Consider the following 23,523-nt stretch of genomic DNA (forward strand, 5'->3'; position numbering starts at 1 on the left):
CCTCACTCGCTGCGCCACCACGGATGCGTGCCTTCCGGTTGCCTGACCACCAGCGGCTGGCCGATCACGGGGGTGGTGATGTCCACGCCTGCCTGCCGCGACAGCGTGTACAGCGTTTCCATCGGTTCGCTCCAGCCATGGAAGGCCAGGTCGAAGGTGCTGTTGTGGATCGGCAGCAACCACTTGCCGCGGAGGTCAAGATGCGCCTGCAGGGTCTGCTCGGGCAGCATGTGGACGTCCTGCCAACGGCGATCATAGGCACCACACTCCAGCAGCGTGATGTCGAAAGGCCCCATGCGCTCGCCAATCGAGCGGAAGCCGTCGAAGTAGCCCGTGTCGCCACTGAAGAAGATCCGCAGGTCGTCCGATTCGATCACCCATGACGCCCACAGCGTGGCATTGCGGTCGAAAGGCGTGCGGCCGGAAAAGTGCTGCGACGGCGTCGCGGTGAAGCGCACGCCCTGCAGCGCGACGTCGCCCCACCAGTCCAGTTGCCGGACCTTCTCGCGCGGCACGCCCCAGCGCACCAGGCGGTCACCCACGCCCAGCGGGGTCAGGAACACATCCGTCTTGGCCGCCAGCGCACGCACCGCGTCGCGATCGAGATGATCGTAGTGGTCGTGCGACAGCACCACGGCGGAAAGGTGCGGCAGTTGCTCGATGGTCAGCGGCGGCGCGTGGAAACGCTTCGGTCCCGCCCACTGGACCGGTGACGCACGTTCGGAAAACACCGGATCGGTCAACCAGAACCGTCCGTCCAGCTTCATCAGCACCGTGGAATGCCCCAACCGGTACAGCGTGCCGTCCGCAGCGTGGTCCAACTGCGCCGCCGTCAGTGCCTGCACGGGGATCGTGCCGGCAGGCACCGTGCCCGCCGGCTTGCCGCCGATGAGGAAATCCCACCAGAGCTTGCCGGTCTGGCGCCAACCCAACGGGCGCGGCTTGCGTACGTTCTGGAATCCATCCTCGCCGAACTGGGGCGATTGCGGATACGCCACCGTGCTGCAGCCCGACAGGCCGGCATACCCGAAGGCGGTGGCGGAAACGCAGGCGGCCGCGACCAGGCGCCGCAAGTGCCTGCGCCCTTTTCGGGGCTCCGGGCGGAGTGGATGGCTTCTCGGCACATCAGTCATGCTGCTGGTCCTGCAAGGTGGGGAACACGTACTGGATCATCGTCGCGGCACCGGCGTGGCCGGGCAGCGCGATTTCCCCGCTGCCCTGCGCCAGCGGCACCTGCCAGCGCAGGTCCACGCAGCCGAGCGTTTCGGCCATGCGACGGGCCTCGGCGAGCAACGCGACGGCGACTCCCGATGGGCGCTCGCTCGCCGGAACGAACAGCGATTCCAGGTTGAAGTAATACGCGCGCTCGATCATCGAGAAGCCCACCGTGGCGAATGCATGGCCGATGGGTTCGCCGCCCCGCTCCGCCATCCAGGCCCATGCGCGCAGAGGCGGCTCGAACAACGCCTCCATCAGTTCGAGCACGCCGCCGACGCGCCTGCCAGGCACACGCGACAGTTCGGCCGTCTGGCGGTCGCACAGTTGCATCAGCGCGGCAGCCTGGGTGCGCGACACGCGTCGTATCAGGACGTCGTGATCGACGGGCACGTGTGCGCCCGCCAGTTCATCCGGCGACGGCAGGTACGCTGCGGGCATCGGACCCGGCACAGGTTCCACGCCGGCATGGGGGGATCTGGAGAACATGGGGTCGCTCCGGTGGGGGAAAGGACAACTGCGTTTCAGAACCCGCGCGACACGCCGATGAAGAGGGAAGCGCTGCGGTCCTTGTCCGCCTCGACCAGCGGACTGTCCTGCAGGGCATCGGGCAACGCGCGGTACTCCAGGTTGCCCAGCAACGCCCAGCGCTTGGCGAAGGGATGGATCAGGGTGAGGCTGGCGCGGGGCACTGTCGCGGCACCCGGACGGTAGGCGACCACGCCGCGTGCGACCTCCTCATCCAGCGTGCCGTAGTAGTAGTCGGCCATGTCCGCCGACAGGCGCATCGCGCCGATGGAAGGGACCAGGGTCGTGCGCCCCAGCGTCACCGGATAGCTGTAGTCCAGCGCGATGGAGTAGCCGTCGCTGGTGCCGGTGACATCGACACGTGCATCCAGATCAAGCTTGCCGGCGGCGCCCTTCCAGCTCGCGCCCACACCGACATCGACGCTGTCGTCGCGATCTTCCAGCAGATCGCGGTCCACGCCGCGCCGCGCCAGTTCGGCCCTGCCGAAGTCATCGGCATCGATGCCGTCCAGGCGTCCGGCGACGAAGGCACGGAATTCGAAGCGATCGTCCTGATAGGCCCGGTAGCCGAACGCCGCACCACGCAGGTAGAAGCGGTCACCGTCATAGGCGACATTGGGCAGCAGGCGCGTCCGGGTGCCCTCGCCGGCGTACTCGCTGTCGCGGTGGACGACCGCCAGGCCGGCGCTCCAGCGCGACGACAGCTGGTCATGCGCCTGTTTGTCGGTGCGTTCGACGACCTGTGCGGCAGCGGAGAGCGGCAACAGCAACAACAATGGCGTACAGGCGCGCAACGCACTCATGGAGACCTCGCAGGTGGGGGACCGGACATCCGGCCCACCCATGCTCCCGTACGCTCTTTAAGAACTCCTTAAATCCTTCAGAGATGGAAGATCCCGCGGCGGACCGCGATGGTGACCGCATGCGTGCGGTCGTTGGCATCCAGCTTGGCGAGGATGTTCTTCATGTGCGCCTTCACCGTTTCCTCCGCGATGCCGAGGTGGTGGGCGATGCGCTTGTTGCCGTTGCCGTCCGCCACCTGCCGGAGCACTTCGATCTCGCGCAGGGTCAACGCGTCATCCGACGCATGTTCGGCGATGCCGGACGCGATCTCGGGCGGGATGCACCGGCGACCTGCATGCACGTTGCGGATCGTGTCCACCAGTTCGCGGCGCAGCATGCTCTTGAGCAGGTATCCCGACGCACCCGCCTTGAACGCGCGCAACGCCTGCGCATCGCCCTGGTACGTGGTCAACACCACGACCCGCGCCTCCGGGAATTCGCGATGGATCGCACCGATGGCTTCCACGCCATCCATTTCCGGCATCTGCAGGTCCATCAACGTCACGTCCGGGCGGCAGTCGCGGAAAACCTGCAGGGCCTCGCGCCCATTGGCGGCCTCCCCCACCAGTTGCATGTCGGATTGCCCCTCGATCACCGCCGCGATGCCTTCACGCAGCAAGGGGTGATCGTCGACGGTGAGGATACGGATGGGCATTCGGACTTCGGCCTGGATGGGCGCCACGCAATCGGCGGCGCAGCGATCCTTGCACGATACGGGCGCAGCCTCCGGACAGGCAACCCGCCCCCCAATCGGGGGATCCACCCGTCGCCCGATCGGGGCTTATGCGCCATGTGCCGCGTGAGGACCATGACGTACAAGCCCTGCGCCATACCCCTGTCCGCAGGCGCCCCCCACCGCCAACACCCGAGGACACTGCCGTGGATGGTTCCCCGTCCCTGTTCCCTCTCGAGTCGACGCTTGCGCATTCCACATCAACCGGGATGTACGCGGACAATGTGCCGGCCCCGAGAGGCCTTGGCGCGCGCGCACTCGCACGTGCGCTTGACCACATCGAACGCCATATCGGCGACAGCCTGACGTTGACCGACATCGCGGCTGCGGCCTGCGTCAGTCGCTTCCACTTCGCCCGACTGTTCCGCGTCAGTACCGGCCAGAGCCCGATGGAATACGTGCTGGCCAAGCGCATCGCCCTGGCCAAGGCGCAACTGGCGCGCGGGCCGCAGAAGATCTCCGCCACGGCCGCCTCGCTGGGCTTCTTCGACCAGAGCCACTTCACCCGTACCTTCCGTCGGATGACGGGCTACTCGCCGCGCGAGTTCCGCCACCTGCACGCGCCGATAACCCGGCACGGGTAACCCTGCCCGGCATCGCGGCGCGATCGCCGCATTCCTCCGTCCTCCACGGGAGCCGCACGATGGCCAAGGTCCTGATCCTCTACTACTCCGCCTACGGGCATATCGAAACCATGGCCCATGCCGTGGCCGAAGGCGTGCGCGCGGGCGGCGCCAGCGCGGACATCAAACGCGTGCCGGAACTGGTGCCCGAGGAGGTCGCGCGAACGTCCCACTACAAGCTCGACCAGCCCGCCCCGGTGGCGACGATCGCGGAACTCGCCGACTACGACGCGATCATCGTCGGCACCGGCACGCGCTTCGGCCGCATGTCCTCGCAGATGGCGAACTTCCTGGACCAGGCCGGCGGCCTGTGGGCCAGGGGGGCGCTGCACGGCAAGGTCGGTGCCGCGTTCACCTCCACCGCCACCCAGCACGGCGGGCAGGAAACCACGCTCTTCTCCATCATCACCAACCTGCTGCATTTCGGCATGGTGATCGTGGGGCTGGACTACGGCTTTGCCGGCCAGATGAAACTGGATGAAGTCACCGGCGGCTCGCCCTACGGCACCACCACCATCGCGGGCGGCGACGGTTCGCGCCAACCCACGCAGAACGAGCTGGACGCCGCGCGCTACCAGGGCCAGCGCGTCGCCGAGACCGCGATCAAGCTGCACGGATGAGGTTCGCGGGCAGCGCGCACGCCGATGCAAGCCAGCGTGCGCGTGCGCGCGCCACAGTGGTGCGATTCCTACCCCATGCCCGGAGCCCGCCATGCCCACCGCCACCCCCGCCGCCGGCAAGACCCTGCTCACGCCTCACGACCACACGCTGATCCTGATCGACCACCAGTCGCAGATGGCGTTCGCCACCCACTCCATCGACGTGGCGATGCTGCGCAACAACGTTGCGCTGGTCGCCAAGGGCGCGGCCGGCTTCGGCGTGTCGACGCTGCTGACCACCGTGGCCGAGAAGTCGTTCTCCGGTCCGCTGTTCCCGGAAATCCCCGAGGCCTTCCCGAATGCGAACGTGCTCGACCGCACCACCATGAACTGTTGGGAAGATACAGCGGTCATCGCGGCGGTGAATGCCTCCGGCAAGGGACGCATCGTGCTCGGCGGCCTGTGGACCAGCGTGTGCATCGTCGGGCCGGCGCTGTCCGCGCTTGACCAGGGCTTCGAGGTCTACGTGATCGCCGATGCCTGCGGTGATGTCACCGCCGAGGCGCACGAGCGCGCCATGCAGCGCATGGTCCAGGCCGGCGTCCGCCCGCTGACCAGCGTGCAGTACCTGCTGGAACTGCAGCGCGATTGGGCACGCAGCGCGACCTACGACCTGACCACCGGCATCGCCAAGCTGCATGGCGGCGGCTATGGCCTCGGCATCCAGTACGCCAAGAGCATGTTCGGGGCGTCCGAAGGCGGCCACTGACGGGACGCCGCGATGACCGCCAACGTCGCGCAACGCGCAGGCCATGAGACTGTCCCGGCCGGTCTGCTGGTGCTGCGCCTGGCCGCCGGCGGTTTCCTCCTGCCGCATGGACTGGGCAAGTTGCTGGGCTGGTTCGGCGGGCCGGGGATCGCCGGGTTCGCAGCCGAACTCCAGCACTTCGGCCTGCCTTCCGCCGCGCCATTGCCTTTGCTGCTTGCCGCACTGCAGACCCTGCTCGGACTGATGGTGCTCGCGGGTGCGTTCACACGCATCGCGGCCTTCGGCTCGGCGGCGTTCCTCGGCGTCACGGTGGCGCTGAACCTGTCGCACGGCTGGTTCTGGATGCACGGCGGCATCGAGTACCCGCTGCTGTGGCTGCTGGTGAACCTCGCGGTGGCATTGACCGGCCCAGGCGCATTGTCTTTCGATGCCCTGCGCACCGCACGATCGGGGTTCGCGCATGGCCGTTGACGATACGCGCCGCCACCTGCTGAAGACTGCGGCGGCGGTTGCCGCGCTGGCTGCACTGCCCCGTGATGCCCGATCCGGAGAACTTCCCGTGGCCGACCTGATCCTGCGCAACGCCCGCATCACCACGCTGGATGCGGCACAGCCTTCCGCCAGCGCGATCGCCTTCGCCGACGGACGCATACTCGCGGTGGGCGACGAGGCCCACGTGATGGCGCACGCCCGCGACACCACGCGCATCATCGATGCCGGCGGACGCCGGCTGATCCCCGGCCTCAACGACAGCCACACGCACCTGATCCGCGGCGGGTTGAACTACACGCTGGAACTGCGCTGGGACGGCGTGCGTTCGCTGGCCGATGCCATGGCGATGCTGAAGACCCAGGTGGATCGCACGCCGGCGCCGCAATGGGTGCGGGTGGTGGGCGGTTTCAGCGCGCACCAGTTCGCCGAAAAGCGCCTGCCCACGCTGGAGGAGATCAACGCGCTGGCGCCGGACACGCCGGTCTTCCTGCTGCACCTGTACGACCGCGCCCTGCTCAACCGCGCCGCGCTGCGTGCGGTGGGCTACACGAAGGACACCCCTGATCCGCCCGGAGGCCAGATCCAGCGCGACAAGGCTGGCAATCCCACCGGGTTGCTGCTGGCCAAGCCGAACGCGTTGATCTTGTACGCGACGCTGGCCATGGGGCCGAAGCTGCCGGCCGAGTACCAGCTGAACTCCACGCGCCACTTCATGCGCGAGTTGAACCGGCTGGGCATCACGTCGGTGATCGATGCGGGTGGCGGCTTCCAGAACTACCCGGAAGACTACGAGATCATCCAGAAGCTGCACGCGGATGACGAACTGACCGTACGCATCGCCTACAACCTGTTCACCCAGAAGAAGGGGCAGGAACTGGCCGACTTCCAACGCTGGTCGGGCATGCTCTCGCCGCGCCAGGGCGATGACATGCTGCGCCACAACGGCGCGGGCGAGATGCTGGTGTTCTCGGCGGCGGACTTCGAGGATTTCCGCGAACCGCGCCCCGAACTGCCGGTCGGCATGGAAGGCGAGCTAGATGACGTGGTGCGCCTGCTTGCGGAAAAGCGCTGGCCTTTCCGCATCCATGCCACCTATGACGAAAGCATCACCCGCGTACTCGACGTCTACGAACGCGTGAACCGTGAAGTGCCGTTCGATGGCCTGCACTGGATCATCGACCACGCCGAGACCATTTCGCCGCGCAACATCGACCGCGTGCGCGCCCTGGGCGGCGGCATCGCCATCCAGCACCGCATGGCGTTCCAGGGCGAGTTCTTCGCCGAGCGCTACGGCAGCGACGCGCTGAAGCACACGCCGCCGGTGCGCCGCATGCTGCAGGCGGGCGTGCCGGTCGGCGCCGGCACCGACGCCACCCGCGTCGCCAGCTACAACCCGTGGGTGGCGCTGTACTGGCTGGTCAGCGGGCGCACGCTCGGCGGACTGCGCATGTACGGCGACGACAACCGGCTGGAACGCGAGGAAGCGCTGGCGCTGTGGACCCGGGGCAGTGCGTGGTTCTCCAGCGAACAGGACCACAAGGGACGACTGGCGCCGGGCCAGTTCGCCGACGTGTCGCTGTTGTCTGCGGATTTTTTCAGCGTGCCCGAGGCCGACATCCCCGACATCACTAGTGTGTTGACGGTAGTGGGCGGCCGCATCGTGCACGGCGACGGACCGTACTCCCCGCTCGCACCTATCTTGCCACCCCCGATGCCGGACTGGTCGCCGGTCAACCGTTTCGGCGGCTACCAGGGCGGCACCCTGGCGCAGGCGACCGCAGCGATATCGCATGCACAGGGCAAGCACTGCCAGGTGCATGAGCACGGCCATGCCGCGCACCACGCCACGCCCGCGCATGACCTGCGGAATTTCTGGGGCGCGATGGGCTGCTCCTGCTTCGCGTTCTGACCGATGGCGACGCCCGCACCCGTCGGACCCTGGTCACCGCTTCAGCAACCGACATTCCGCGCGTTGTGGCTGGCCATCCTGGTCGGCAACATCGGCACGTGGATCCATGATGTCGCCGCCGCCTGGGTCATGGCGGAAACCACCGGTTCGCCGCTGATGGTGGCCGCGGTGCAATCCGCCACCACCCTGCCCGTCGTGCTGCTGGCCATCGTGGCCGGCACGCTGGCCGACATCGTCGACCGGCGGCGCTACCTGATCATCGCGCAGCTGTGGATGCTGCTGGTCGCCAGCACGCTGGCGGTGCTGGCGCACCTGGACATGCTGCGGCCGTGGACGCTGGTGGCGCTGACGTTCGCGCTGGGCATCGGCGCGGCGATGGCGATGCCCGCGCAGCAGGCGACCACACCCGAGCTGGTTCCGCGGCCGATGCTGGGGCCGGCGGTGGCGCTGGGCTCGCTGAGCATGAACATCGCGCGCTCCATCGGACCTGCGCTCGGCGGCCTGATCGTGGCGCAGGCCGGCATCGCGTGGGCGTTCGCGGTGAACGCGTTGAGCTTCCTCTGCGTGGTGGTCGTGCTGTGGCGCTGGCGGCGCTCGCCGGCATCCTCCGCTTTGCCACCGGAAACCTTCGGCGCGGCGCTGCGCGCCGGGCTGCGTTATGCCGGGCAGGCCTCGGTACTGCAGTCGGTACTGGTGAAGGCCGCCTGCTTCTTCGTCTTCGCCAGTGCGTTGACCGCGCTGCTGCCCATCGTGGTGAAGCAGGAGCTGGGTGCCAGTGCGGGCACCTATGGCCTGCTGCTGGGCTGCATCGGCATCGGCGCGATCGCCGGCGCCATGCTGCTGCCGGCCCTGCGCACGCGGTTCGATCCCGACGCGATGGTGCTGGCCGCCACCGGCGTCTACGCAGGCTGCATGGTGGCGCTCGCCCTGCTGCGCAACATCCCCGCGCTGTATGTGGTTTCGCTGCTCAATGGCTTCGCGTGGATCACGGTGCTGTCATCGCTGCAGATCGCCGCGCAGACTTCGGTGCCGGCGTGGGTACGGGCACGTGCGCTCTCGCTGTACATCGTGGTGTTTTCCGCAGGCATGGCGGTCGGCAGCCTGGGCTGGGGCGCGGTCGCGCAGGCCTACGGAACGCCGATGGCGCTGATCGTGGCGGCGATCGGCACGGTGATCGCTGCACTGGCCAGCTGGCGGTTCAAGCTGGGCGAGGCCGCGCGGGTCAACGTCACCCCGTCCGGCCACTGGCCGCAACCGGTGGTCGCGGGTGATGTCGGTGGTGACCGCGGACCGGTGCTGGTGACGGTCGAGTACCGGGTGGATATCGCACGGCGCGAGGAATTCCTGGCCCGCATGCAGCCCTTGGGGCATGCGCGCCGTCGCAACGGCGCCGTGCAATGGGGCGTGGCCGAAGACAGCACGCAGCCCGGCACCTACCTGGAATACTTCGTCGACTGTTCCTGGCACGAGCACCTGCGTCAGCACGAACGCGTCACCGAAGACGAGCGCGCGCTGCAGGACGCGATCAAGGCCCTGCTGCAGGACCCGATGCACGCACCCGTCGTGCGGCATTTCATCGGCGGTGCGCCGGGCAGTCCCGTGCCGGTGCCATCGCAGGCGCCCGGAGGCATGGCATGAACCTGAAATTCCTCGCCGGCGTGCTGCTGGGCTTCGCGATAGGTTTCGGCTGTCGCTGGATGGGCATCCCGGTGCCGGCGCCGCCGGTGCTGGTGGGCGCGCTGCTGGTGGTGGCGATGACGCTGGGGTATGTCGTCGCCGACCGTTTCATGGCGCGCCGCGAAGCACGCCACGTCGCCCACTGCGGCGGACCGACCGGCGAAACAAGACAGGGAGGACGCCCATGATGCTGACGGTGCTCGGCCTGGTGCTCGCGCTGGCCATCGGCATGGGCTGCCGCCTGCTGGACGTGCCGCTGCCCGCGCCGCCCCGGCTGCAGGGCGCGCTGCTGGTAGTCGCCATGACGGCAGGCTTCCTGGTCGCCGAGCGCATGCTCACCTGATCCACCGCGTCCCGAGAACGGAAAAGGGTGCGCATCCGCGCACCCTTTCTGTCGATGCAAGCGCCGCAGCGCCGCCTGCCTACTTCAACGGCGGCAGGTCGAATACCAGCACTTCCGCCCCGATGCCCTGGCCCACGCTGACCAGCGGCTCGCCTTCGTAAAGCAACGCATCGCCCGCCGACAGGGTACGGCCATTGACGGTCACTTCGCCGCGCGCCACGTGCACGTAACCCAGGCGACCTTCGGCCAGGCGCAGTTCCGCCGCTTCATCCCCGTCGAACAGCCCGGCGTACAGGCGCGCATCCTGATGGATGGAGATCGAACCATCGGCGCCGTCCGGGCTGACCACCAGCCGCAGGCGGCCCTGCTTCTCTTCGGCGGCGAAGCGCTTCTCTTCGTACGAGGGCGCCACGCCCTGCTTGTCGGGGATGATCCAGATCTGCAGGAAATGCGTGGTACCGGTTTCGCTGTAGTTGAACTCCGAATGCTGCACGCCGGTGCCGGCGCTCATGCGCTGCACGTCGCCCGGCACGATGCTGGAGCTGGTACCCATCGAGTCTTTGTGGCCCAGCGCACCTTCCAGCACGTAGCTGATGATTTCCATGTCGCGGTGGCCGTGTTCGCCGAAGCCGCGGCCGGCGGCCACGCGATCCTCGTTGATCACGCGCAGCGGACCCCAGTGGACGTGCTTGTCGTCGAAATAGCTCGCGAAGGAGAAGCTGTGCCACGAGTCCAGCCAGCCGTGGTTGGCGTGGCCGCGAGCGGTGGCGGGGCGCAAGGTGATCATGGCGGTACTCCGGTGTGTGGTGAGGCGTGCAGCATGATCCTCGACACGAATGGGATAAAGCCAACAAAAACCAATAGGTCGTTCCATTAATGGAAATATAGGCCAGGCAACCTGCGTAGCGCCAAGCCTGCTGGAACGATCAGACAGGAAGCGCCGCAGCCCTGGCCGTCGCGCACGCGGACATTCCATGCGTGCCACGCCCCGATCCGCGCGCAAGCGCACGGGGGCTGCCGAGAAACATTTCCATCCTGGATGACGCGGTGATTTAAACTTGCATGGTTTCCTTCGCTGCACATCCAACCTCATGCCCTTCGTCGTCACCGAAAACTGCATCAAGTGCAAGTACACCGACTGCGTGGAAGTCTGCCCTGTGGACTGCTTCCATGAAGGCCCCAACTTCCTGGTGATCGACCCGGACGAATGCATCGACTGCACGCTGTGCGAACCCGAGTGCCCGATCAATGCCATCTACCCGGAAGACGACGTGCCGGCTGGCCAGGAAGGCTACGTCGCGCTCAACGCCGAACTCTCCCGGGCATGGCCGGTGATCACCACGCGCAAGGATCCGCTGCCGGACGCGAAGGAATGGGAAGGCAAGCCGGACAAGCTGCCGCTGCTGGAGCGTTGACGGGCGCGCACTGCCGCACCATGCACATAAAAAAAGGCGCCGCGAGGCGCCTTTTTTCGTCATCCCGGCGAACGCCGGAATCCATGTCGCCTTTGCCGTGGCAGTCGGAGTGCACTCGCAGGATCAAGATGGGTCCCAGCGTGCGCTGGGACGACGGCAAACACCACTATCTCCGCCGCAGCGGGCTGCCCATCGGCCAGCTTGACCTCCAGCGCGGCGAGCAGCTCGACTGTCATCGGCAAGTTGGCGGGCCCGCCGCAAGCACATGGAAAAGGCGCCGTGAGGCGCCTTTTCGTCATCCTGGCGAACGCCGGGATCCATGTTGCCTTTGTCGTGGCAGTCGGAGTGCACACGCAGGATCAAGATGGATCCCAGCGTGCGTAAACGGGACGACGGCAGCACATCCTTCACCCCGCCGCAGCGGATTGATCACCCGCCCAGCTTGGCCTTCAGCGCCGCCAGCAGCTTGGTTGCGGCCGGCGACGTGGCTGGCAGGCCGCGCGGATCGACTGCCGTCACGTAGGCGCCGGCTTCGACGCCCGACACACGGACGAGGAAGCTGGCTCCCTCGTAGCTGACGTCGTAGGTGCCCAGCAGCTGGGCCCGGCTGGCGATGGTGACGCCCTCCACGCCGGCGAGCGCTTCGCCCACGCGGGTGAACGCTTCGTCACGGGTACCGGCGACGGTGAAACCACCCGCGGCTGCGGGTGCTGCGGCCGCCGTGGCCTGGCTGGCGGCAGGTATCTGCATGGCGCCACTGGTGTTGGGCAGGTTGAGGTCCGGCGGCACTTCCAGCGGACGCGTTTCAGGCGCCAGCGCGTAGTCGCCCTTCGCGCCCTTCTTGAACCAGGAGCAGCCGGCGACGGAAACGACCAGCAGCACCAGGGCAAGCGGACGCACGAGGGAAGACGAAAGACGCATGAGGATCTCCTGGGTTCAGGCCGCGAGGATGTCGCGGTTGGATTGTGCTTCCAGCGCCTGCGCCATGGCGGCGAGACGATCGGCAGTATCGGTATGGATGGAGGACAGCGAAAGCAGCGGCAGGCGCAGGCCATCGCCGAAGCCTGCGCGCTGCAGCAGCGCCTTCACCGGGATGGGGTTGGATTCCACGCCGAGGAAGGCATAGATCTCCTGCAATTGGGCATCCAGTCCGGCGACTGCGGCCACCTCGCCCGAACGGGCGAGGTCGCACAGGCGGCGGAAGGTGCGCGGCAGGGCATTCGAGCCCACCGAGATGAGGCCATCGGCACCGGCCAGCATGGCGCGGGAGGCCGTCGGGTCGTCGCCGCTCAGGACCGCGAAGCCTTCCTTCCGCAGCGCCAGCAGGGCCGCCATGCGTTCGGGTTCGGCGCGCGCTTCCTTGATGCCCACGATGTTCGGATGATCGACGAGCTCGGCCACCGTTTCCGGCAACAGATCGCATCCGGTGCGGCCGGGCACGTTGTAGAGCACCACGGGCAATCCGCCCTGGTCGGCCACCGCCCGGTAATGCGCCACCAGCCCGGCCTGCGTCGGGCGCACGTAGGGCGGCGTGACGACCAGCGCGAGCTGCGCACCCGCTGCTGCTGCGCGTCGCGTGGCGGCAATGGTCTTGGCGGTATTCATCTGGCCGGTGCCGGCCAGCAGGGGAATGCGCCCGCGCACGTCCTCCACCGCGATGCGCAGCAGTGTGTCGTATTCGTCGTCGGAGAGCGCAGCCGCTTCACCGGTCGATCCCGCCACCACCACGCCCTGCGTGCCTCCGTCCAGTTGCTGTTTGAGCAGCGAACGCCAGGCTTCCAGGTCGAGTTCGCCCGACGCCAGGAACGGCGTGGCCAGTGCGGTGATGCTGCCGGAAAGATGCAAGGGATGGCTCTCGGTGGGGTGTCCGGCGTCCGGAGGCGCCCATAAGCGCAGTTGGCCGGTTCGCCTGCAATGTCGGCCGCATGTTACTTGCGGGCTCAAAGGGCGGGCAAGTATGCTGCCTGCGTCGCCGGGACGCTGCCCGGCCGCCATTCAGCCTGACCGCAACGCCGGAAGCTCTCTTGACCGATTCCACGCCCCGGCCTTCGCCGACCGAAAACCACCTCCTGATCACCGCCTATACGACGCATCCGGAGTCGCCGCTTCTGTCGGTGACGCGCCGCATCGCCGACAGCGGCTGCAATCTGGTGGATGCCCGGCTGTCCACGGTGGGGCGCGACGTCTCCGTCACGGCGCTGGCGACGGGTTCGTGGGACGCGGTGGCGAAGCTGGAAACCATGCTCACGCGGCTCGAGCGCGACGAGGGCCTGAAGCTGGTGTTCTACCGCACCGGTCCCAAGGTGGTGCAGTCCAACCTGCTGCCCTACATCGTGGAAGTGGTGGCCGCGGACAAACCGGGCATCCTGTTCCAGCTGGCCGACTTCTTCGACCGCCAGGGCATCACCATCGAAAACCTGCAGAGCACGCGCTACCGCGCCATGCAGACCGGTGCGGAGATGTTCTCGGCGCAGGTGACCATCGGCGTGCCGGCCAACATGCACATCGCCGCGCTGCGCGACGACTTCCTTGAATTCTGCGACCATCTGAACCTGGACGCGATCATGGATCCGATGAAGTTCTGACGATGACGGCGAAAAGCGCGAACGCCCTGCCCAAATCGACACTGAAACTGCCGCTGGCCTTGTCCGGCGGCGAGACCACCACCCTCGCCGACCATGCCGGCCACTGGCTGGTGCTGTACTTCTACCCGAAGGACAGCACGCCCGGGTGCACCACCGAGGGCCTGGACTTCAATGCGCTGCTGCCGGAGTTCCGGAAACTGGATGCCACCGTGCTGGGCGTCTCGCGCGACTCGGTGAAGTCGCACGACAACTTCTGCGCAAAGCAAGGGTTCAAGTTCCCGCTGGTGAGCGATGCCGACGAAGCCCTGTGCAGGGCCTTCGACGTGATCCACGAAAAGAACATGTACGGCCGCAAGGTGCTGGGCGTGGTGCGCAGCACGTTCCTGATCTCGCCCGACGGCCGCATTGCACAGGAATGGCGCGGCGTGAAGGTTCCCGGCCATGCCGACGCCGTGCTGGACGCCCTGAAGGCCCACCAGGCCCAGTGACCGAATTCCCCTCCACCCCATCCACCATCCCGCGCCGCGGCGGGTCATGGTGGTTCGCTGCTGTCCGCGGAAAAGTCGCCCGTGTTCACACATCTTCCTCGATGAGGTTGCCCGAATGACCCGTAGCAAGCGTATCTATGTGTTGGACACCAACGTGCTGATGCACGACCCCACCGCGCTGTTCAAGTTCGAGGAACACGACGTCTACCTGCCGATGCAGGTGATCGAGGAACTGGACAACGGCAAGAAGGGCACGTCGGAAGCGAGCCGCAATGCGCGGCAGGTCAGCCGCTTCCTCAATGAACTGGTCGAGACCTCCGGCCTGGACAACGTGGCCGCCGGCATTCCGCTGATCCAGCCGAACAGCCTGCAACTGCGAGGCTCGCAGAGCGCGGGCCTGCTCCGCTTCCAGACCAGCCATTTCGACGCCGGCAAGAGCTTCGGCGCGGTCATCCCCGACAACGCCATCCTCGGCGCCATCCTCGCGCTGAAGGAGAGCGAGCCGGAGATCCCGGTGGTGTTCGTCTCCAAGGACATCAACCTGCGCATCAAGGCGGCGATCGCGGGCATCGTGTCGGAAGACTACGAGAACGACCGCGCGCTGGACGATTTCAGCCTGCTGTACACCGGCGCGGATCCGCTGCCGGAGGACTTCTGGCAGCGCCACGGCAAGGACCTGCGCTCCTGGACCGACAAGGGACGCACGTATTACGAAGTCACCATGACCGAGGGCGCAGGCTGGTACCCGAACCAGTACCTCTACCTGCCCGGTGATGACGAATCGGAGTTCCGCGTCAGCCGGGTGGAAGGCGACAAAGCGACGCTGCAGATCGTCGACGACTTCCGCCACAGCCAGCACGCGGTATGGGGCATCAATGCGCGCAACCGCGAGCAGAACTTCGCCCTCAACGCGCTGATGGATCCGGAAGTCGACTTCGTCACCCTGCTCGGCACCGCCGGCACCGGCAAGACGCTGCTGGCACTGGCGGCCGGCCTGGCGCAGACGATGGACCAGCAGCGCTACCGCGAGATCATCATGACCCGCGCCACGGTCAGCGTGGGCGAGGACATCGGCTTCCTCCCCGGCACGGAAGAAGAAAAGATGACCCCGTGGATGGGCGCGCTGACCGACAACCTGGAAGTACTGACGCACAACCAGGAAGGCGGTGCGTGGGGGCGTGCGGCGACCAACGACCTGCTCGCCTCGCGCATCAAGATCCGCTCGATGAACTTCATGCGCGGGCGCACGTTCCTGTCGCGCTACCTGATCCTCGATGAGGCGCAGAACCTCACGCCCAAGCAGATGAAGACGCTGATCACCCGCGCCGGCCCGGGCACCAAGATCGTGTGCCTCGGCAACGTGGAGCAGATCGACACGCCGTACCTTACCGAGACGACATCCGGCCTGACCTACGCGGTGGACCGCTTCAAGAACTGGGCGCACAGCGCGCACATCACGCTGCGGCGTGGCGAGCGGTCGCGTCTGGCGGATTACGCGTCGGAAGTGCTGTAACGGCGTACGGCCGCTGCGCTCACTGGTCAGCGCAGCGGCCACACGCGAACCCGCCATGCACGATCCCTACGCCCCGACACACTACGCCTCGGATCCCGTCCGGCCGGACGCGGAGGCTACGGCACCGCACGGCATGCAATGGCGGCGCATCGTGCTTGCCAGCGCAGCGATTTTCCTGGCGATCGCAGTGTCGGCCGCCGTTTCCGCATTCTCCCTGTCGATGCTTGCACTACGCTTCGCAGACGGCCGGTGGCAGGACGTGGCGGACATCTCTTACATCGTCCAGAGCACGATCTTCGTTCTCGTCGCCTCGGCAGGCTACGGGTGGTTTGCCGCAGGCGTCAGGTATCGACGCCTCCTGCATGTATTGATCGCCTGGAGCCTGGTCCAGTTGGCTGCGCTCGCCGTTCTGCTTGTCGTTCGACCGGGTGGCCTCGGTCCTCCCGCTTGGCAGCCCTGGCTGCTGGAACTGCTGCCTGCGTTCGCCGGTTGGGCGCTGACGGGTCTGTGGCCGGGACGCGGCCGCCGCGCCACGCGCGTGGCGGGGTAACCCGGTCATGGGTCTGCACCTTCCCCGCTGGGTCTGGATCGGCGCCGTCCTGCTGGCGTGCGTGGCGGGGATGGTCAATGTCATCGGCTACCTCGGCTTCGAACACCAAGCCGTGAGCCACCTGACCGGCACCACCAGCCTGCTGGGCGCGGCGATCGCGCATGGCGACCTCCGTTCCGTGATCCACCTGTGGGGCGTGCTGATCGCGTTCTGCGCAGGCGCGATGCTGAGCGGCCTGATCATCCAGGACCAGACGCTGAAACTGGGGCGTCGCTACGGCGTGGTACTGGCCCTGGAAGCGGTCGTGCTGCTCGCCGCGATTCCGCTGTTCAAGCAGGAACAGATCTGGGGCGCCCTGCTCGCCGCCATGGCGTGCGGACTGCAGAACGCGATGGTCACCACCTACAGCGGTGCCGCCGTCCGCACCACGCACCTCAGCGGCATGTTCACCGATCTCGGCATCGGACTGGGTCACCTGCTGCGCGGCATGCCGCTGCCGGTGCGCCGGCTGACCCTCAGCGGCCTGATCATCAGCGGTTTCCTCGCCGGAGGCGTGCTTGGCGCGTGGCTGTACCTGCGCCTGGCCTACGACGCGCTGCTGGTGCCCGCGATGCTCACCGGGCTCACGGGTATCGCGCACGTCGTATATCTGCATCGACGTTTCGTCGATACGGGCACGGAGCCGGTGGATCACGGCGTCGAACGCGGACCACCGGATTGATCCGTCCTTTCCCGGGTCTCAGTGCCTGAATCGCTCGCGTAGCCGGATCAGCGGCTTCTCCACCGCGAAATAGCTGGCGCAGGCCGCCAGGAAAGGCAGGACGATCGCCAACGGCAGCATCTCGCGGGCGAGCGGGACATTCCTGCCCAGGAAGATCTGTTGCCACAGATAGAGCGAGTAGCTGATCGTACCTATGAACACGGCCACCTGGCTGTTCAGCACGCGGTCGATTCCGGCATTGACCCGGAACACGACACCGAGCAGGCAGACCGCGATGGCGATGTTGACCAGCGTCGCACCCACCGGCAGGTAGAACGACGGCCACTCGGAGAACGACGCCGCCACCACGGCAACCAGCGCCGCGAGCGGATAGGCTGCCGCCGGAATCGCGCCCGCCAACCGCTCCTTGCCGAACCGGTGCACCAGCAGCGCTGTCAGGCAACCCGTGGCCAGTGAATCCGCCACGTACTGGAACTCTTCGTCGATCCCGATGCGCGCCTGCGGCCACCCCATCCACGCGACCACACGCACCAGCGGTGCCAGCGCGATGATGACCCCCACCACGACGGCGGCGCGCTTGCCCGACCACAGGAACAGCAAGGGCCAGAGCAGGTAGAACTGCTCCTCCACCGCCAGCGACCACAGGTGCCCCAGCGCCCATCCACGGTCGTGGTGGTAATCCATCGTATAGGTCAACGCATGCAGCACGTCCCCGGGCTTCAGCGTCGCCCAGCCGATGGACGCCACCACGACCGCGCACGCAATGTACAGATAGGCCGCGGGGAAGATCCGGATCGTCCTGCGCAGGTAGAAGTCGCGCAACGAAACACGCCCCCGCCGGCTGCGCTCGTCGATCAGCAGCGTGGTGATCAGGAAGCCGGAGAGCACGAAGAAGATCGCCACGCCGAAGCGTGCGATGTCGAGCACGAGCAGGTTCCTGATCACCACCGGGAACTGGGGAAGGCCGGCGGCGTGTCCCAGCAGAACCATGAGCACGGCGATCGCGCGCACGCCATCGAGCCCTGAAAGCCGTTTTCCCACGCCATCCCCTGTCGCCGTTCCCGGCACGCCTTGCGATACCCCCTAGACGCAGGATGCGCGCCAACGGGGCCATCCGGCGCGAGGCTGACGGCATAATGACCGCATGCGCTCACCTTCCACTGTCTCCGCCCTGACCATCGCCGGTTCCGATTCCGGTGGCGGCGCCGGCATCCAGGCCGACCTCAAGACCTTCGCGGCGCACCGCGTGCACGGCCTCTCCGCAATCGCGGCGCTGACCGCGCAGCACACCCGGGGCGTGACCGCAGTGAACGTGCCGCCGATGGAATTCCTGCGCGCGCAGCTGGATGCGTGCTTCGAGGACTTCGATATCCGCGCGGTCAAGCTGGGGATGCTGGCCACCGCCGAGGTGATCGGCACCGTGGTCGAAGCACTCGTCCGGCACCGCCCCGGCACGGTTGTCGTCGACCCGGTGATGGTCGCCACCAGTGGCGCGAGGTTGCTGGAGAACAGCGCGCTGGACGCGATGCGCCGCCAGTTGCTGCCGCTGGCCGACGTGCTGACACCCAATCTGCCCGAAGCCGAACTGTTGCTGGGGCGCACGATCCCCGATGTGCAGGCAATGCGCGACGCGGCGCGGGACCTGCTGGCGCTGGGCGCGCATGCCGTGTTCCTCAAGGGCGGCCATCTGCCCGGCGACGGGGACGTCGTCGACCTGTATGCGGATGCGGAAGGCGTGGCGGAAACGGCACATCCGCGCCTCGCACTTGAAGCCCATGGCACCGGCTGCACGCTGGCGTCCGCCATCGCGGCCCGCCGGGCGCAGGGCATGGCGATGAAGGAGGCCTGCCTCGCCGCATCCGACTACGTGCACGCCGGGCTTCGGGGCGGCTACCGCCCGGGACGCAGCGACATCCTCGTGCTGGACCATTTCGGCGCCGCGCCCGTCTGATGGACGACATCCACATGCCCACGATTTCAGCGCAGGACATCCCGCTGACCACGCCCGACGGCCATGCGTACACGTTGATGGCGCGCATCCCCGCACAGGCGAACTCCGCCGTGCTGTGGGTCCCCGCCCTCGGCGTGGCGGCGCGGCATTACATGCCGTTCGCGGAGGGCCTGGCCGCACGCGGCATGGCAGTGTTCGTGCACGAATGGCGCGGCAACGGCAGCAGCTCGCTGCGCGCGGACCGTCGCCACGACTGGGGCTACCGAGAGCTGCTGGGCATGGACCTGCCGACGAGTCATGCGGAACTTCGCCGGCAGGCACCCGATATGCCGCATGTGATCGGCGGGCACAGCCTGGGTGGGCAACTCGCGGCCTGCCATCTGGGCCAGCATCCCGACGCATTCGCAGGGCTGTGGCTGGTCGGCAGCGGCACGCCTTACTGGCGTGCGTTCCCCGCGCCTCGCGGCTACGCACTGCCGTTCTTCTACCAGTTCGCGCCCTGGCTGGCACGCGCATGCGGTGCGCTGCCCGGTCGTCGCCTGGGATTTGGCGGCGACGAAGCACGCAGCCTGATCCGCGACTGGGCACGCGTGGGCCTGAGCGGCCGCTATCGCGCCGCCGGCTTGCCGGCGGATCTGGAAGCCGGCATGCGCCGGGTCCAGGCACCACTCCATGGCGTGCTCTTCGACGACGACTGGCTGGCGCCGGAAAGCTCGCTGCGCGCGCTGGCGGCCAAGATGCCCGGAAGCCCGACCCGCGTCACCACGCTGCACCACGCGGCGCTGGGCACGCATGCGGATCACTTCGCCTGGATGAAACAACCCGCCGCCGTGATCGACGCCCTGCTGTCCTGATCGCGGATCAGCAGCCCACGACGATGCTGTCGCGTCCCTGCGCCTTGGCACGGTAGAGCGCACTGTCCGCGCTGTTGATCCAGTCCGATACCGATGCGATGCCGGGATGCGCTTCGGACAGGCCGATGCTGACGGTGCAGCGCAGGCCGCGTGCGGAAAAGGCACAGGCGGCCACCTGCCGCCGCAGCCGCTCCGCCGCCACGATCGCTTCTTCCCAGCGCGTATCGGGCATGACGACGCCGAACTCGTCGCCGCCATACCGGCCACCCGTGTCCACATCGCGCAGACAGGCCTTCAACAATCGCGCGAACTCTTCCACCACTTCATCCCCGACCGTGTGGCCGTAGCCGTCGTTGATGTCCTTGAAGCGGTCGATGTCGATCAGCACCAGCACCGCCGTCCGGCCCGAGCGCTGGAAGCGCTTGAGCTCGGTGGTGGCGGCATGCAGCCATTGCTGCCGGTTCATCAGCCCGGTGGCGGCATCGAAGCGCGCCATCTTCTCCAGCAGGTCCTTCTGTTGCCGCGCCTTGCGCGACAGCGAATGGGTGGCAACGCCGATCGCCATCGGATAGATGGCCAGGAACGGCAGGCAGGCCAGGACCACGGGGTAGCTGGTGTAGGGATCGAAGGCGAAACCCCACGCTGCGCTGGCCGCCAGGCAGGTCAGCATCATCGTGCCCAGCGTGCGGATGCCGAAGCGTCCACCGCCGATGATCACCTTGTCCATCGTCAGCATCACCGCCAGCAGCACGCTGGGCAGCGCATCGAAGTGCATGGCGGCGATCCAGAAGCCGCCCATCGCCGCATCGAAGGTCAGGTTCTGGAATTCGGCCTGAATGGGTTCATCGCGGCTCAGTTTCACCCGCAGGTAGGCCAGGTGCGGCCACAGGAAGCCATTGGCGACCAGCAGCGCCCACAGGGCGGGCGACGCCGAATGTTCGTAAAGCACGGCCGCCACGCATATCGCGCCCAGCCCCAGCCCCAGCGCGCGCATGCGGTACATGCGCAAGCCATAGCGTGAGCGGTTCTGTTCCGCCATGTCGCGTGCAGCGTCGGAGGACAAGCGGATCCAGGCGGTGGGAATTGAGCGGATTCTCGGCCAATCACGCGGGCGGTACCAGCCCGCGACACGACGCCGCGCCCCCGCTTATGCCAACCGGGTCACGTTCGGCGCATCGATCACGCCGCCGGGTAGCCCTGGGGATTCCGGGATTGCCAGCGCCACGCATCGCGGCACATCGCTTCCACCCCCAGCTCGGCCTGCCAGCCGAGCGCCTGCCGGGCCAACGAGGGATCCGCGTACACCTCCGCCACGTCGCCGGGGCGCCGCGCGACCACTTCGTAGGGAATGTCCCGCGCGGCCGCCTCCGCGAATGCCTTCACCAGCTGCAGCACGCTGACCCCCTGGCCCGTGCCCAGGTTGACGGTCAGGTTGCGTTGCTCGCGGGCAAGGAAATCCAGCGCATCGGCATGCGCGCGCGCCAGGTCCATCACGTGGATGTAGTCGCGCACGCCGGTGCCGTCCAGGGTTGGCCAGTCACCGCCGAACACGCTCAGCCGGTCGCGGCGCCCCACCGCCACCTGGCAGATGTACGGCATCAGGTTGTTGGGAATGCCGGTGGGATCTTCGCCGATGAGCCCCGATGCATGCGCGCCCACCGGGTTGAAGTAGCGCAGGTTCGCGGCATGGAATCCCGCATCGCTGCGGCACAGGTCGCCGATGAGCTCTTCCATCACCAGCTTGGTGCGGCCATAGGGATTGGTGACCTGGAGGCTCGCATCTTCGCGCACGGGTACGCTGGCGGGGTCTCCGTAGACCGTGGCGGAGGAACTGAATACCAGCCGCCGGACGCCGGCCGCCTGCATGCCGTGCAACAGGTTGAGCGTGCCACCGATGTTGTTGTGGAAATAGTCCAGCGGACGCTCGCAGGATTCGCCCACCGATTTCAGCGCAGCGAAATGCACGACCGCATCGAACGGCTGGCGTTCGAAGAACCGCGAGACGGCCTCGCGTTCGCGCAGGTCCAGCGGCTGGAAAGGCACCGGGTGGCCGGTGATCTGCTGCAGCCGGGTCAGCACGCCCGGCGAGCTGTTGCTGAAATTGTCGGCCACCACCACATCGTGGCCGCGTTCCACCAGCACCACGTAGGTGTGCGCGCCGATGTAGCCGGCGCCGCCGCACAACAGGATCCGCATCTCGACTCCCCCGGTCGCAGGTCGCGCCATCTTCCCGATGGACGATTGCCCCTTGTTACGCAGGCAGCGGCACATTCAGGCCAATCCTGGCGCGTGTCCTCCCGGGCGTGCTTTGGACGTTGATCGACTCGACACCAGGCCGGGAACCGGGCGAACGCGCCCACCGCGCCACCGTATAGACTTCTCGACAGACGCGACACACAGGGGATCTCCACATCGATGAACGCACCACTGCCTACCCTGGACCAGGCCAGGATCGCCGTGATTGGACTGGGGTATGTCGGCCTTCCGCTGGCCGTCGCCTTCGGCCGCAGGTTTCCCACCCTCGGGTTCGACATCAACGGCAAGCGCGTGGCCGAACTGCGCGGGCATCATGACCACACGCTGGAAGTGACCGCCGAGGAACTGCGCGACACGCCGCAGCTCGACTTCAGCGACGATCCGGCCGCGCTGGCGGGCTGCAACGTATTCATCGTCACCGTCCCCACGCCGATCGACGACTACAAGCGCCCCGACCTGCATCCGCTGGAATCCGCCAGCCGCGCCGTCGGCCGCGCCATCGGCAAGGGCGCGGTCGCCATCTACGAATCCACCGTCTATCCCGGTGCGACCGAGGAAGTCTGCGTGCCGATCATCGAGCGCGAATCCGGGCTTGTCTTCAACCGGGATTTCTACGCCGGCTACAGCCCCGAGCGCATCAATCCCGGCGACAAGCAGCACCGGCTGGAGACGATCATGAAGGTCACCTCCGGTTCCAGCCCCGAGGTGGCCGACTTCGTGGACGCGCTGTACGGCAGCATCATCACGGCCGGCACCCACAAAGCCAGCAGCATCCGCGTGGCGGAAGCCGCCAAGGTCATCGAGAACACCCAGCGCGACGTCAACATCGCGCTGATCAACGAACTGGCCCTGATCTTCCACCGCCTGGGCATCGACACCCACGAAGTGCTGGAAGCCGCCGGCACCAAGTGGAACTTCCTGCCATTCCGCCCCGGCCTGGTCGGCGGCCACTGCATCGGCGTGGATCCGTACTACCTGACCCACAAGGCGCAACAGATCGGTTACCACCCGGACGTGATCCTGGCCGGACGACGCATCAACGACGGCATGGGCAGCCATGTCGCCCGCCGCGTGGCCAAGCTGATGGCCAAGCGCAACCTGCCCACGGCCGGCGCCAGGGTGCTGGTGCTGGGCCTGGCCTTCAAGGAAAACTGCCCCGACGTGCGCAATACGCGGGTGGTGGACATCGTGTCCGAACTGCGCAGCTACAACACCCACGTCGACGTGCACGATCCCTGGGTCAATGCGGACGAAGCGCGGCACGAATACGGCCTGGAACTGGTGGCGGAGCCACAGGCCGGCCAGTACGATGCCATCATCCTGGCGGTCGCGCACCGGGAGTTCACCGAACGGGGCGCCGAAGGTGTCCGCGCACTCGGCAAGCCCGGCGCCGTGCTCTTCGACGTGAAGCGGGCCCTGCCCCGCCACGCCGTCGACGACTGCCTGTAAGCGACCCGAT

Annotated in this window: 27 protein-coding genes; 17 read left to right on the forward strand and 10 right to left on the reverse strand. The window is 67.3% G+C overall.

Annotated features, from left to right (window positions below):
- Positions 1-2: 2 nt before the first annotated feature.
- From WBN46_RS07865 to WBN46_RS07880, 4 genes are all read right to left on the reverse strand, one after another.
- Positions 3-998, reverse strand: coding sequence for an MBL fold metallo-hydrolase (locus tag WBN46_RS07865; RefSeq protein WP_337731896.1), 996 nt, complete (start codon positions 996-998; stop codon positions 3-5).
- Positions 999-1,125: 127 nt separating this feature from the next.
- Positions 1,126-1,704: a GNAT family N-acetyltransferase gene (locus tag WBN46_RS07870; protein WP_337731059.1), complete on the reverse strand. Its 579-nt coding sequence runs from the start codon at positions 1,702-1,704 to the stop codon at positions 1,126-1,128.
- A gap of 35 nt (positions 1,705-1,739) precedes the next feature.
- Entirely contained in the window at positions 1,740-2,546 is an 807-nt protein-coding gene (locus tag WBN46_RS07875; protein ID WP_337731060.1) for a MipA/OmpV family protein, read from the reverse strand.
- A gap of 77 nt (positions 2,547-2,623) precedes the next feature.
- Positions 2,624-3,241 carry a response regulator transcription factor gene (locus WBN46_RS07880; protein WP_192201469.1) on the reverse strand — a complete coding sequence of 206 codons (618 nt, stop codon included), beginning with the start codon at positions 3,239-3,241 and terminating at the stop codon, positions 2,624-2,626.
- Positions 3,242-3,528: 287 nt separating this feature from the next.
- On the opposite strand from WBN46_RS07880, the gene WBN46_RS07885 reads away from it, so the two are divergent.
- The 8 genes from WBN46_RS07885 to WBN46_RS07920 all read left to right on the forward strand — a co-directional run bounded on the left by WBN46_RS07885 (position 3,529) and on the right by WBN46_RS07920 (position 9,731).
- Positions 3,529-3,903: a helix-turn-helix transcriptional regulator gene (locus WBN46_RS07885; protein WP_337731061.1), complete on the forward strand. Its 375-nt coding sequence runs from the start codon at positions 3,529-3,531 to the stop codon at positions 3,901-3,903.
- 59 nt (positions 3,904-3,962) lie between these two features.
- The gene (wrbA, locus tag WBN46_RS07890; protein ID WP_192201470.1) at positions 3,963-4,562 is read left to right on the forward strand and encodes an NAD(P)H:quinone oxidoreductase; all 600 of its coding nucleotides are present in this window, start codon (positions 3,963-3,965) and stop codon (positions 4,560-4,562) included.
- Between the two features lie 91 nt (positions 4,563-4,653).
- Positions 4,654-5,310 carry a hydrolase gene (locus WBN46_RS07895; RefSeq protein WP_337731062.1) on the forward strand — a complete coding sequence of 219 codons (657 nt, stop codon included), beginning with the start codon at positions 4,654-4,656 and terminating at the stop codon, positions 5,308-5,310.
- 12 nt (positions 5,311-5,322) lie between these two features.
- On the forward strand, positions 5,323-5,781 hold the full coding sequence (locus tag WBN46_RS07900) for a DoxX family protein (protein ID WP_337731063.1): 459 nt from the start codon (positions 5,323-5,325) through the stop codon (positions 5,779-5,781).
- Between the two features lie 88 nt (positions 5,782-5,869).
- Complete coding sequence (locus tag WBN46_RS07905; protein WP_337731897.1) at positions 5,870-7,711, forward strand: amidohydrolase; 1,842 nt, start codon at positions 5,870-5,872, stop codon at positions 7,709-7,711.
- 3 nt (positions 7,712-7,714) lie between these two features.
- Positions 7,715-9,349, forward strand: coding sequence for an MFS transporter (locus WBN46_RS07910; protein ID WP_337731064.1), 1,635 nt, complete (start codon positions 7,715-7,717; stop codon positions 9,347-9,349).
- Positions 9,346-9,576: a DUF1427 family protein gene (locus tag WBN46_RS07915; RefSeq protein WP_337731065.1), complete on the forward strand. Its 231-nt coding sequence runs from the start codon at positions 9,346-9,348 to the stop codon at positions 9,574-9,576. The genes WBN46_RS07910 and WBN46_RS07915 overlap by 4 nt, the downstream gene beginning before the upstream one ends.
- A complete protein-coding gene (locus WBN46_RS07920) occupies positions 9,573-9,731 on the forward strand; it encodes a DUF1427 family protein (protein ID WP_337731066.1) in 159 nt (52 codons plus the stop codon). The genes WBN46_RS07915 and WBN46_RS07920 overlap by 4 nt, the downstream gene beginning before the upstream one ends.
- 79 nt (positions 9,732-9,810) lie before the next feature.
- On the opposite strand, the gene WBN46_RS07925 is transcribed toward WBN46_RS07920, so the two are convergent.
- The gene (locus WBN46_RS07925; RefSeq protein WP_192201475.1) at positions 9,811-10,518 is read right to left on the reverse strand and encodes a pirin family protein; all 708 of its coding nucleotides are present in this window, start codon (positions 10,516-10,518) and stop codon (positions 9,811-9,813) included.
- Between the two features lie 304 nt (positions 10,519-10,822).
- On the opposite strand from WBN46_RS07925, the gene fdxA reads away from it, so the two are divergent.
- Complete coding sequence (gene fdxA / locus WBN46_RS07930) at positions 10,823-11,146, forward strand: ferredoxin FdxA (protein WP_056881145.1); 324 nt, start codon at positions 10,823-10,825, stop codon at positions 11,144-11,146.
- A 429-nt stretch (positions 11,147-11,575) separates the two neighbouring features.
- Here the strand turns inward: fdxA and WBN46_RS07935 are convergent, their stop codons facing one another.
- The gene (locus WBN46_RS07935) at positions 11,576-12,067 is read right to left on the reverse strand and encodes a hypothetical protein (protein ID WP_192201476.1); all 492 of its coding nucleotides are present in this window, start codon (positions 12,065-12,067) and stop codon (positions 11,576-11,578) included.
- A gap of 15 nt (positions 12,068-12,082) precedes the next feature.
- Positions 12,083-12,991 carry a 4-hydroxy-tetrahydrodipicolinate synthase gene (dapA, locus tag WBN46_RS07940; protein WP_337731067.1) on the reverse strand — a complete coding sequence of 303 codons (909 nt, stop codon included), beginning with the start codon at positions 12,989-12,991 and terminating at the stop codon, positions 12,083-12,085.
- Between the two features lie 179 nt (positions 12,992-13,170).
- Between dapA and WBN46_RS07945 the strand changes: the two genes are divergently transcribed.
- The 5 genes from WBN46_RS07945 to WBN46_RS07965 all read left to right on the forward strand — a co-directional run bounded on the left by WBN46_RS07945 (position 13,171) and on the right by WBN46_RS07965 (position 17,003).
- A complete protein-coding gene (locus tag WBN46_RS07945; protein ID WP_142124317.1) occupies positions 13,171-13,731 on the forward strand; it encodes a glycine cleavage system protein R in 561 nt (186 codons plus the stop codon).
- Positions 13,732-13,733: 2 nt separating this feature from the next.
- Entirely contained in the window at positions 13,734-14,219 is a 486-nt protein-coding gene (locus WBN46_RS07950; protein WP_337731068.1) for a peroxiredoxin, read from the forward strand.
- Between the two features lie 115 nt (positions 14,220-14,334).
- Positions 14,335-15,732: a PhoH family protein gene (locus tag WBN46_RS07955; protein WP_337731069.1), complete on the forward strand. Its 1,398-nt coding sequence runs from the start codon at positions 14,335-14,337 to the stop codon at positions 15,730-15,732.
- A 55-nt stretch (positions 15,733-15,787) separates the two neighbouring features.
- On the forward strand, positions 15,788-16,282 hold the full coding sequence (locus WBN46_RS07960; protein ID WP_337731070.1) for a hypothetical protein: 495 nt from the start codon (positions 15,788-15,790) through the stop codon (positions 16,280-16,282).
- Between the two features lie 7 nt (positions 16,283-16,289).
- Positions 16,290-17,003: a YoaK family protein gene (locus WBN46_RS07965; protein WP_337731071.1), complete on the forward strand. Its 714-nt coding sequence runs from the start codon at positions 16,290-16,292 to the stop codon at positions 17,001-17,003.
- A gap of 18 nt (positions 17,004-17,021) precedes the next feature.
- Here the strand turns inward: WBN46_RS07965 and WBN46_RS07970 are convergent, their stop codons facing one another.
- Positions 17,022-18,071: an acyltransferase gene (locus WBN46_RS07970; protein ID WP_337731072.1), complete on the reverse strand. Its 1,050-nt coding sequence runs from the start codon at positions 18,069-18,071 to the stop codon at positions 17,022-17,024.
- Between the two features lie 76 nt (positions 18,072-18,147).
- Here WBN46_RS07970 and thiD point away from each other — a divergent pair, with 76 nt between their 5' ends.
- Both thiD and WBN46_RS07980 read left to right on the forward strand, forming a co-directional pair.
- A complete protein-coding gene (thiD, locus tag WBN46_RS07975) occupies positions 18,148-18,954 on the forward strand; it encodes a bifunctional hydroxymethylpyrimidine kinase/phosphomethylpyrimidine kinase (RefSeq protein ID WP_337731073.1) in 807 nt (268 codons plus the stop codon).
- Between the two features lie 14 nt (positions 18,955-18,968).
- Complete coding sequence (locus tag WBN46_RS07980; RefSeq protein WP_337731074.1) at positions 18,969-19,808, forward strand: alpha/beta fold hydrolase; 840 nt, start codon at positions 18,969-18,971, stop codon at positions 19,806-19,808.
- Between the two features lie 7 nt (positions 19,809-19,815).
- Here WBN46_RS07980 and WBN46_RS07985 read toward each other — a convergent pair whose 3' ends face one another.
- A complete protein-coding gene (locus tag WBN46_RS07985; protein WP_337731075.1) occupies positions 19,816-20,871 on the reverse strand; it encodes a diguanylate cyclase in 1,056 nt (351 codons plus the stop codon).
- Between the two features lie 116 nt (positions 20,872-20,987).
- Positions 20,988-22,004: a UDP-glucose 4-epimerase GalE gene (galE, locus tag WBN46_RS07990; RefSeq protein WP_337731076.1), complete on the reverse strand. Its 1,017-nt coding sequence runs from the start codon at positions 22,002-22,004 to the stop codon at positions 20,988-20,990.
- Between the two features lie 219 nt (positions 22,005-22,223).
- Between galE and WBN46_RS07995 the strand changes: the two genes are divergently transcribed.
- A complete protein-coding gene (locus WBN46_RS07995; RefSeq protein ID WP_305079808.1) occupies positions 22,224-23,513 on the forward strand; it encodes a nucleotide sugar dehydrogenase in 1,290 nt (429 codons plus the stop codon).
- The last annotated feature ends 10 nt before the right edge of the window (positions 23,514-23,523 follow it).

This window comes from Pseudoxanthomonas sp. CCNWLW251, assembly GCF_037402255.1.
Lineage (GTDB): Bacteria > Pseudomonadota > Gammaproteobacteria > Xanthomonadales > Xanthomonadaceae > Pseudoxanthomonas_A.

Excerpts from the sequence above, each read along its gene's own strand:
- thiD (WP_337731073.1), top strand. The coding sequence starts at position 18,148 with ATGCGCTCACCTTCCACTGTCTCCGCCCTGACCATCGCCGGTTCCGAT.
- galE (WP_337731076.1), bottom strand. The coding sequence starts at position 22,004 with ATGCGGATCCTGTTGTGCGGCGGCGCCGGCTACATCGGCGCGCACACC.
- WBN46_RS07965 (WP_337731071.1), top strand. The coding sequence starts at position 16,290 with ATGGGTCTGCACCTTCCCCGCTGGGTCTGGATCGGCGCCGTCCTGCTG.
- WBN46_RS07870 (WP_337731059.1), bottom strand. The coding sequence starts at position 1,704 with ATGTTCTCCAGATCCCCCCATGCCGGCGTGGAACCTGTGCCGGGTCCG.
- WBN46_RS07955 (WP_337731069.1), top strand. The coding sequence starts at position 14,335 with ATGACCCGTAGCAAGCGTATCTATGTGTTGGACACCAACGTGCTGATG.
- WBN46_RS07910 (WP_337731064.1), top strand. The coding sequence starts at position 7,715 with ATGGCGACGCCCGCACCCGTCGGACCCTGGTCACCGCTTCAGCAACCG.
- WBN46_RS07895 (WP_337731062.1), top strand. The coding sequence starts at position 4,654 with ATGCCCACCGCCACCCCCGCCGCCGGCAAGACCCTGCTCACGCCTCAC.
- WBN46_RS07960 (WP_337731070.1), top strand. The coding sequence starts at position 15,788 with ATGCACGATCCCTACGCCCCGACACACTACGCCTCGGATCCCGTCCGG.
- WBN46_RS07880 (WP_192201469.1), bottom strand. The coding sequence starts at position 3,241 with ATGCCCATCCGTATCCTCACCGTCGACGATCACCCCTTGCTGCGTGAA.
- WBN46_RS07915 (WP_337731065.1), top strand. The coding sequence starts at position 9,346 with ATGAACCTGAAATTCCTCGCCGGCGTGCTGCTGGGCTTCGCGATAGGT.
- fdxA (WP_056881145.1), top strand. The coding sequence starts at position 10,823 with ATGCCCTTCGTCGTCACCGAAAACTGCATCAAGTGCAAGTACACCGAC.
- WBN46_RS07935 (WP_192201476.1), bottom strand. The coding sequence starts at position 12,067 with ATGCGTCTTTCGTCTTCCCTCGTGCGTCCGCTTGCCCTGGTGCTGCTG.
- WBN46_RS07980 (WP_337731074.1), top strand. The coding sequence starts at position 18,969 with ATGCCCACGATTTCAGCGCAGGACATCCCGCTGACCACGCCCGACGGC.
- WBN46_RS07900 (WP_337731063.1), top strand. The coding sequence starts at position 5,323 with ATGACCGCCAACGTCGCGCAACGCGCAGGCCATGAGACTGTCCCGGCC.
- WBN46_RS07885 (WP_337731061.1), top strand. The coding sequence starts at position 3,529 with ATGTACGCGGACAATGTGCCGGCCCCGAGAGGCCTTGGCGCGCGCGCA.
- WBN46_RS07950 (WP_337731068.1), top strand. The coding sequence starts at position 13,734 with ATGACGGCGAAAAGCGCGAACGCCCTGCCCAAATCGACACTGAAACTG.
- WBN46_RS07995 (WP_305079808.1), top strand. The coding sequence starts at position 22,224 with ATGAACGCACCACTGCCTACCCTGGACCAGGCCAGGATCGCCGTGATT.
- wrbA (WP_192201470.1), top strand. The coding sequence starts at position 3,963 with ATGGCCAAGGTCCTGATCCTCTACTACTCCGCCTACGGGCATATCGAA.
- WBN46_RS07925 (WP_192201475.1), bottom strand. The coding sequence starts at position 10,518 with ATGATCACCTTGCGCCCCGCCACCGCTCGCGGCCACGCCAACCACGGC.
- WBN46_RS07920 (WP_337731066.1), top strand. The coding sequence starts at position 9,573 with ATGATGCTGACGGTGCTCGGCCTGGTGCTCGCGCTGGCCATCGGCATG.
- WBN46_RS07875 (WP_337731060.1), bottom strand. The coding sequence starts at position 2,546 with ATGAGTGCGTTGCGCGCCTGTACGCCATTGTTGTTGCTGTTGCCGCTC.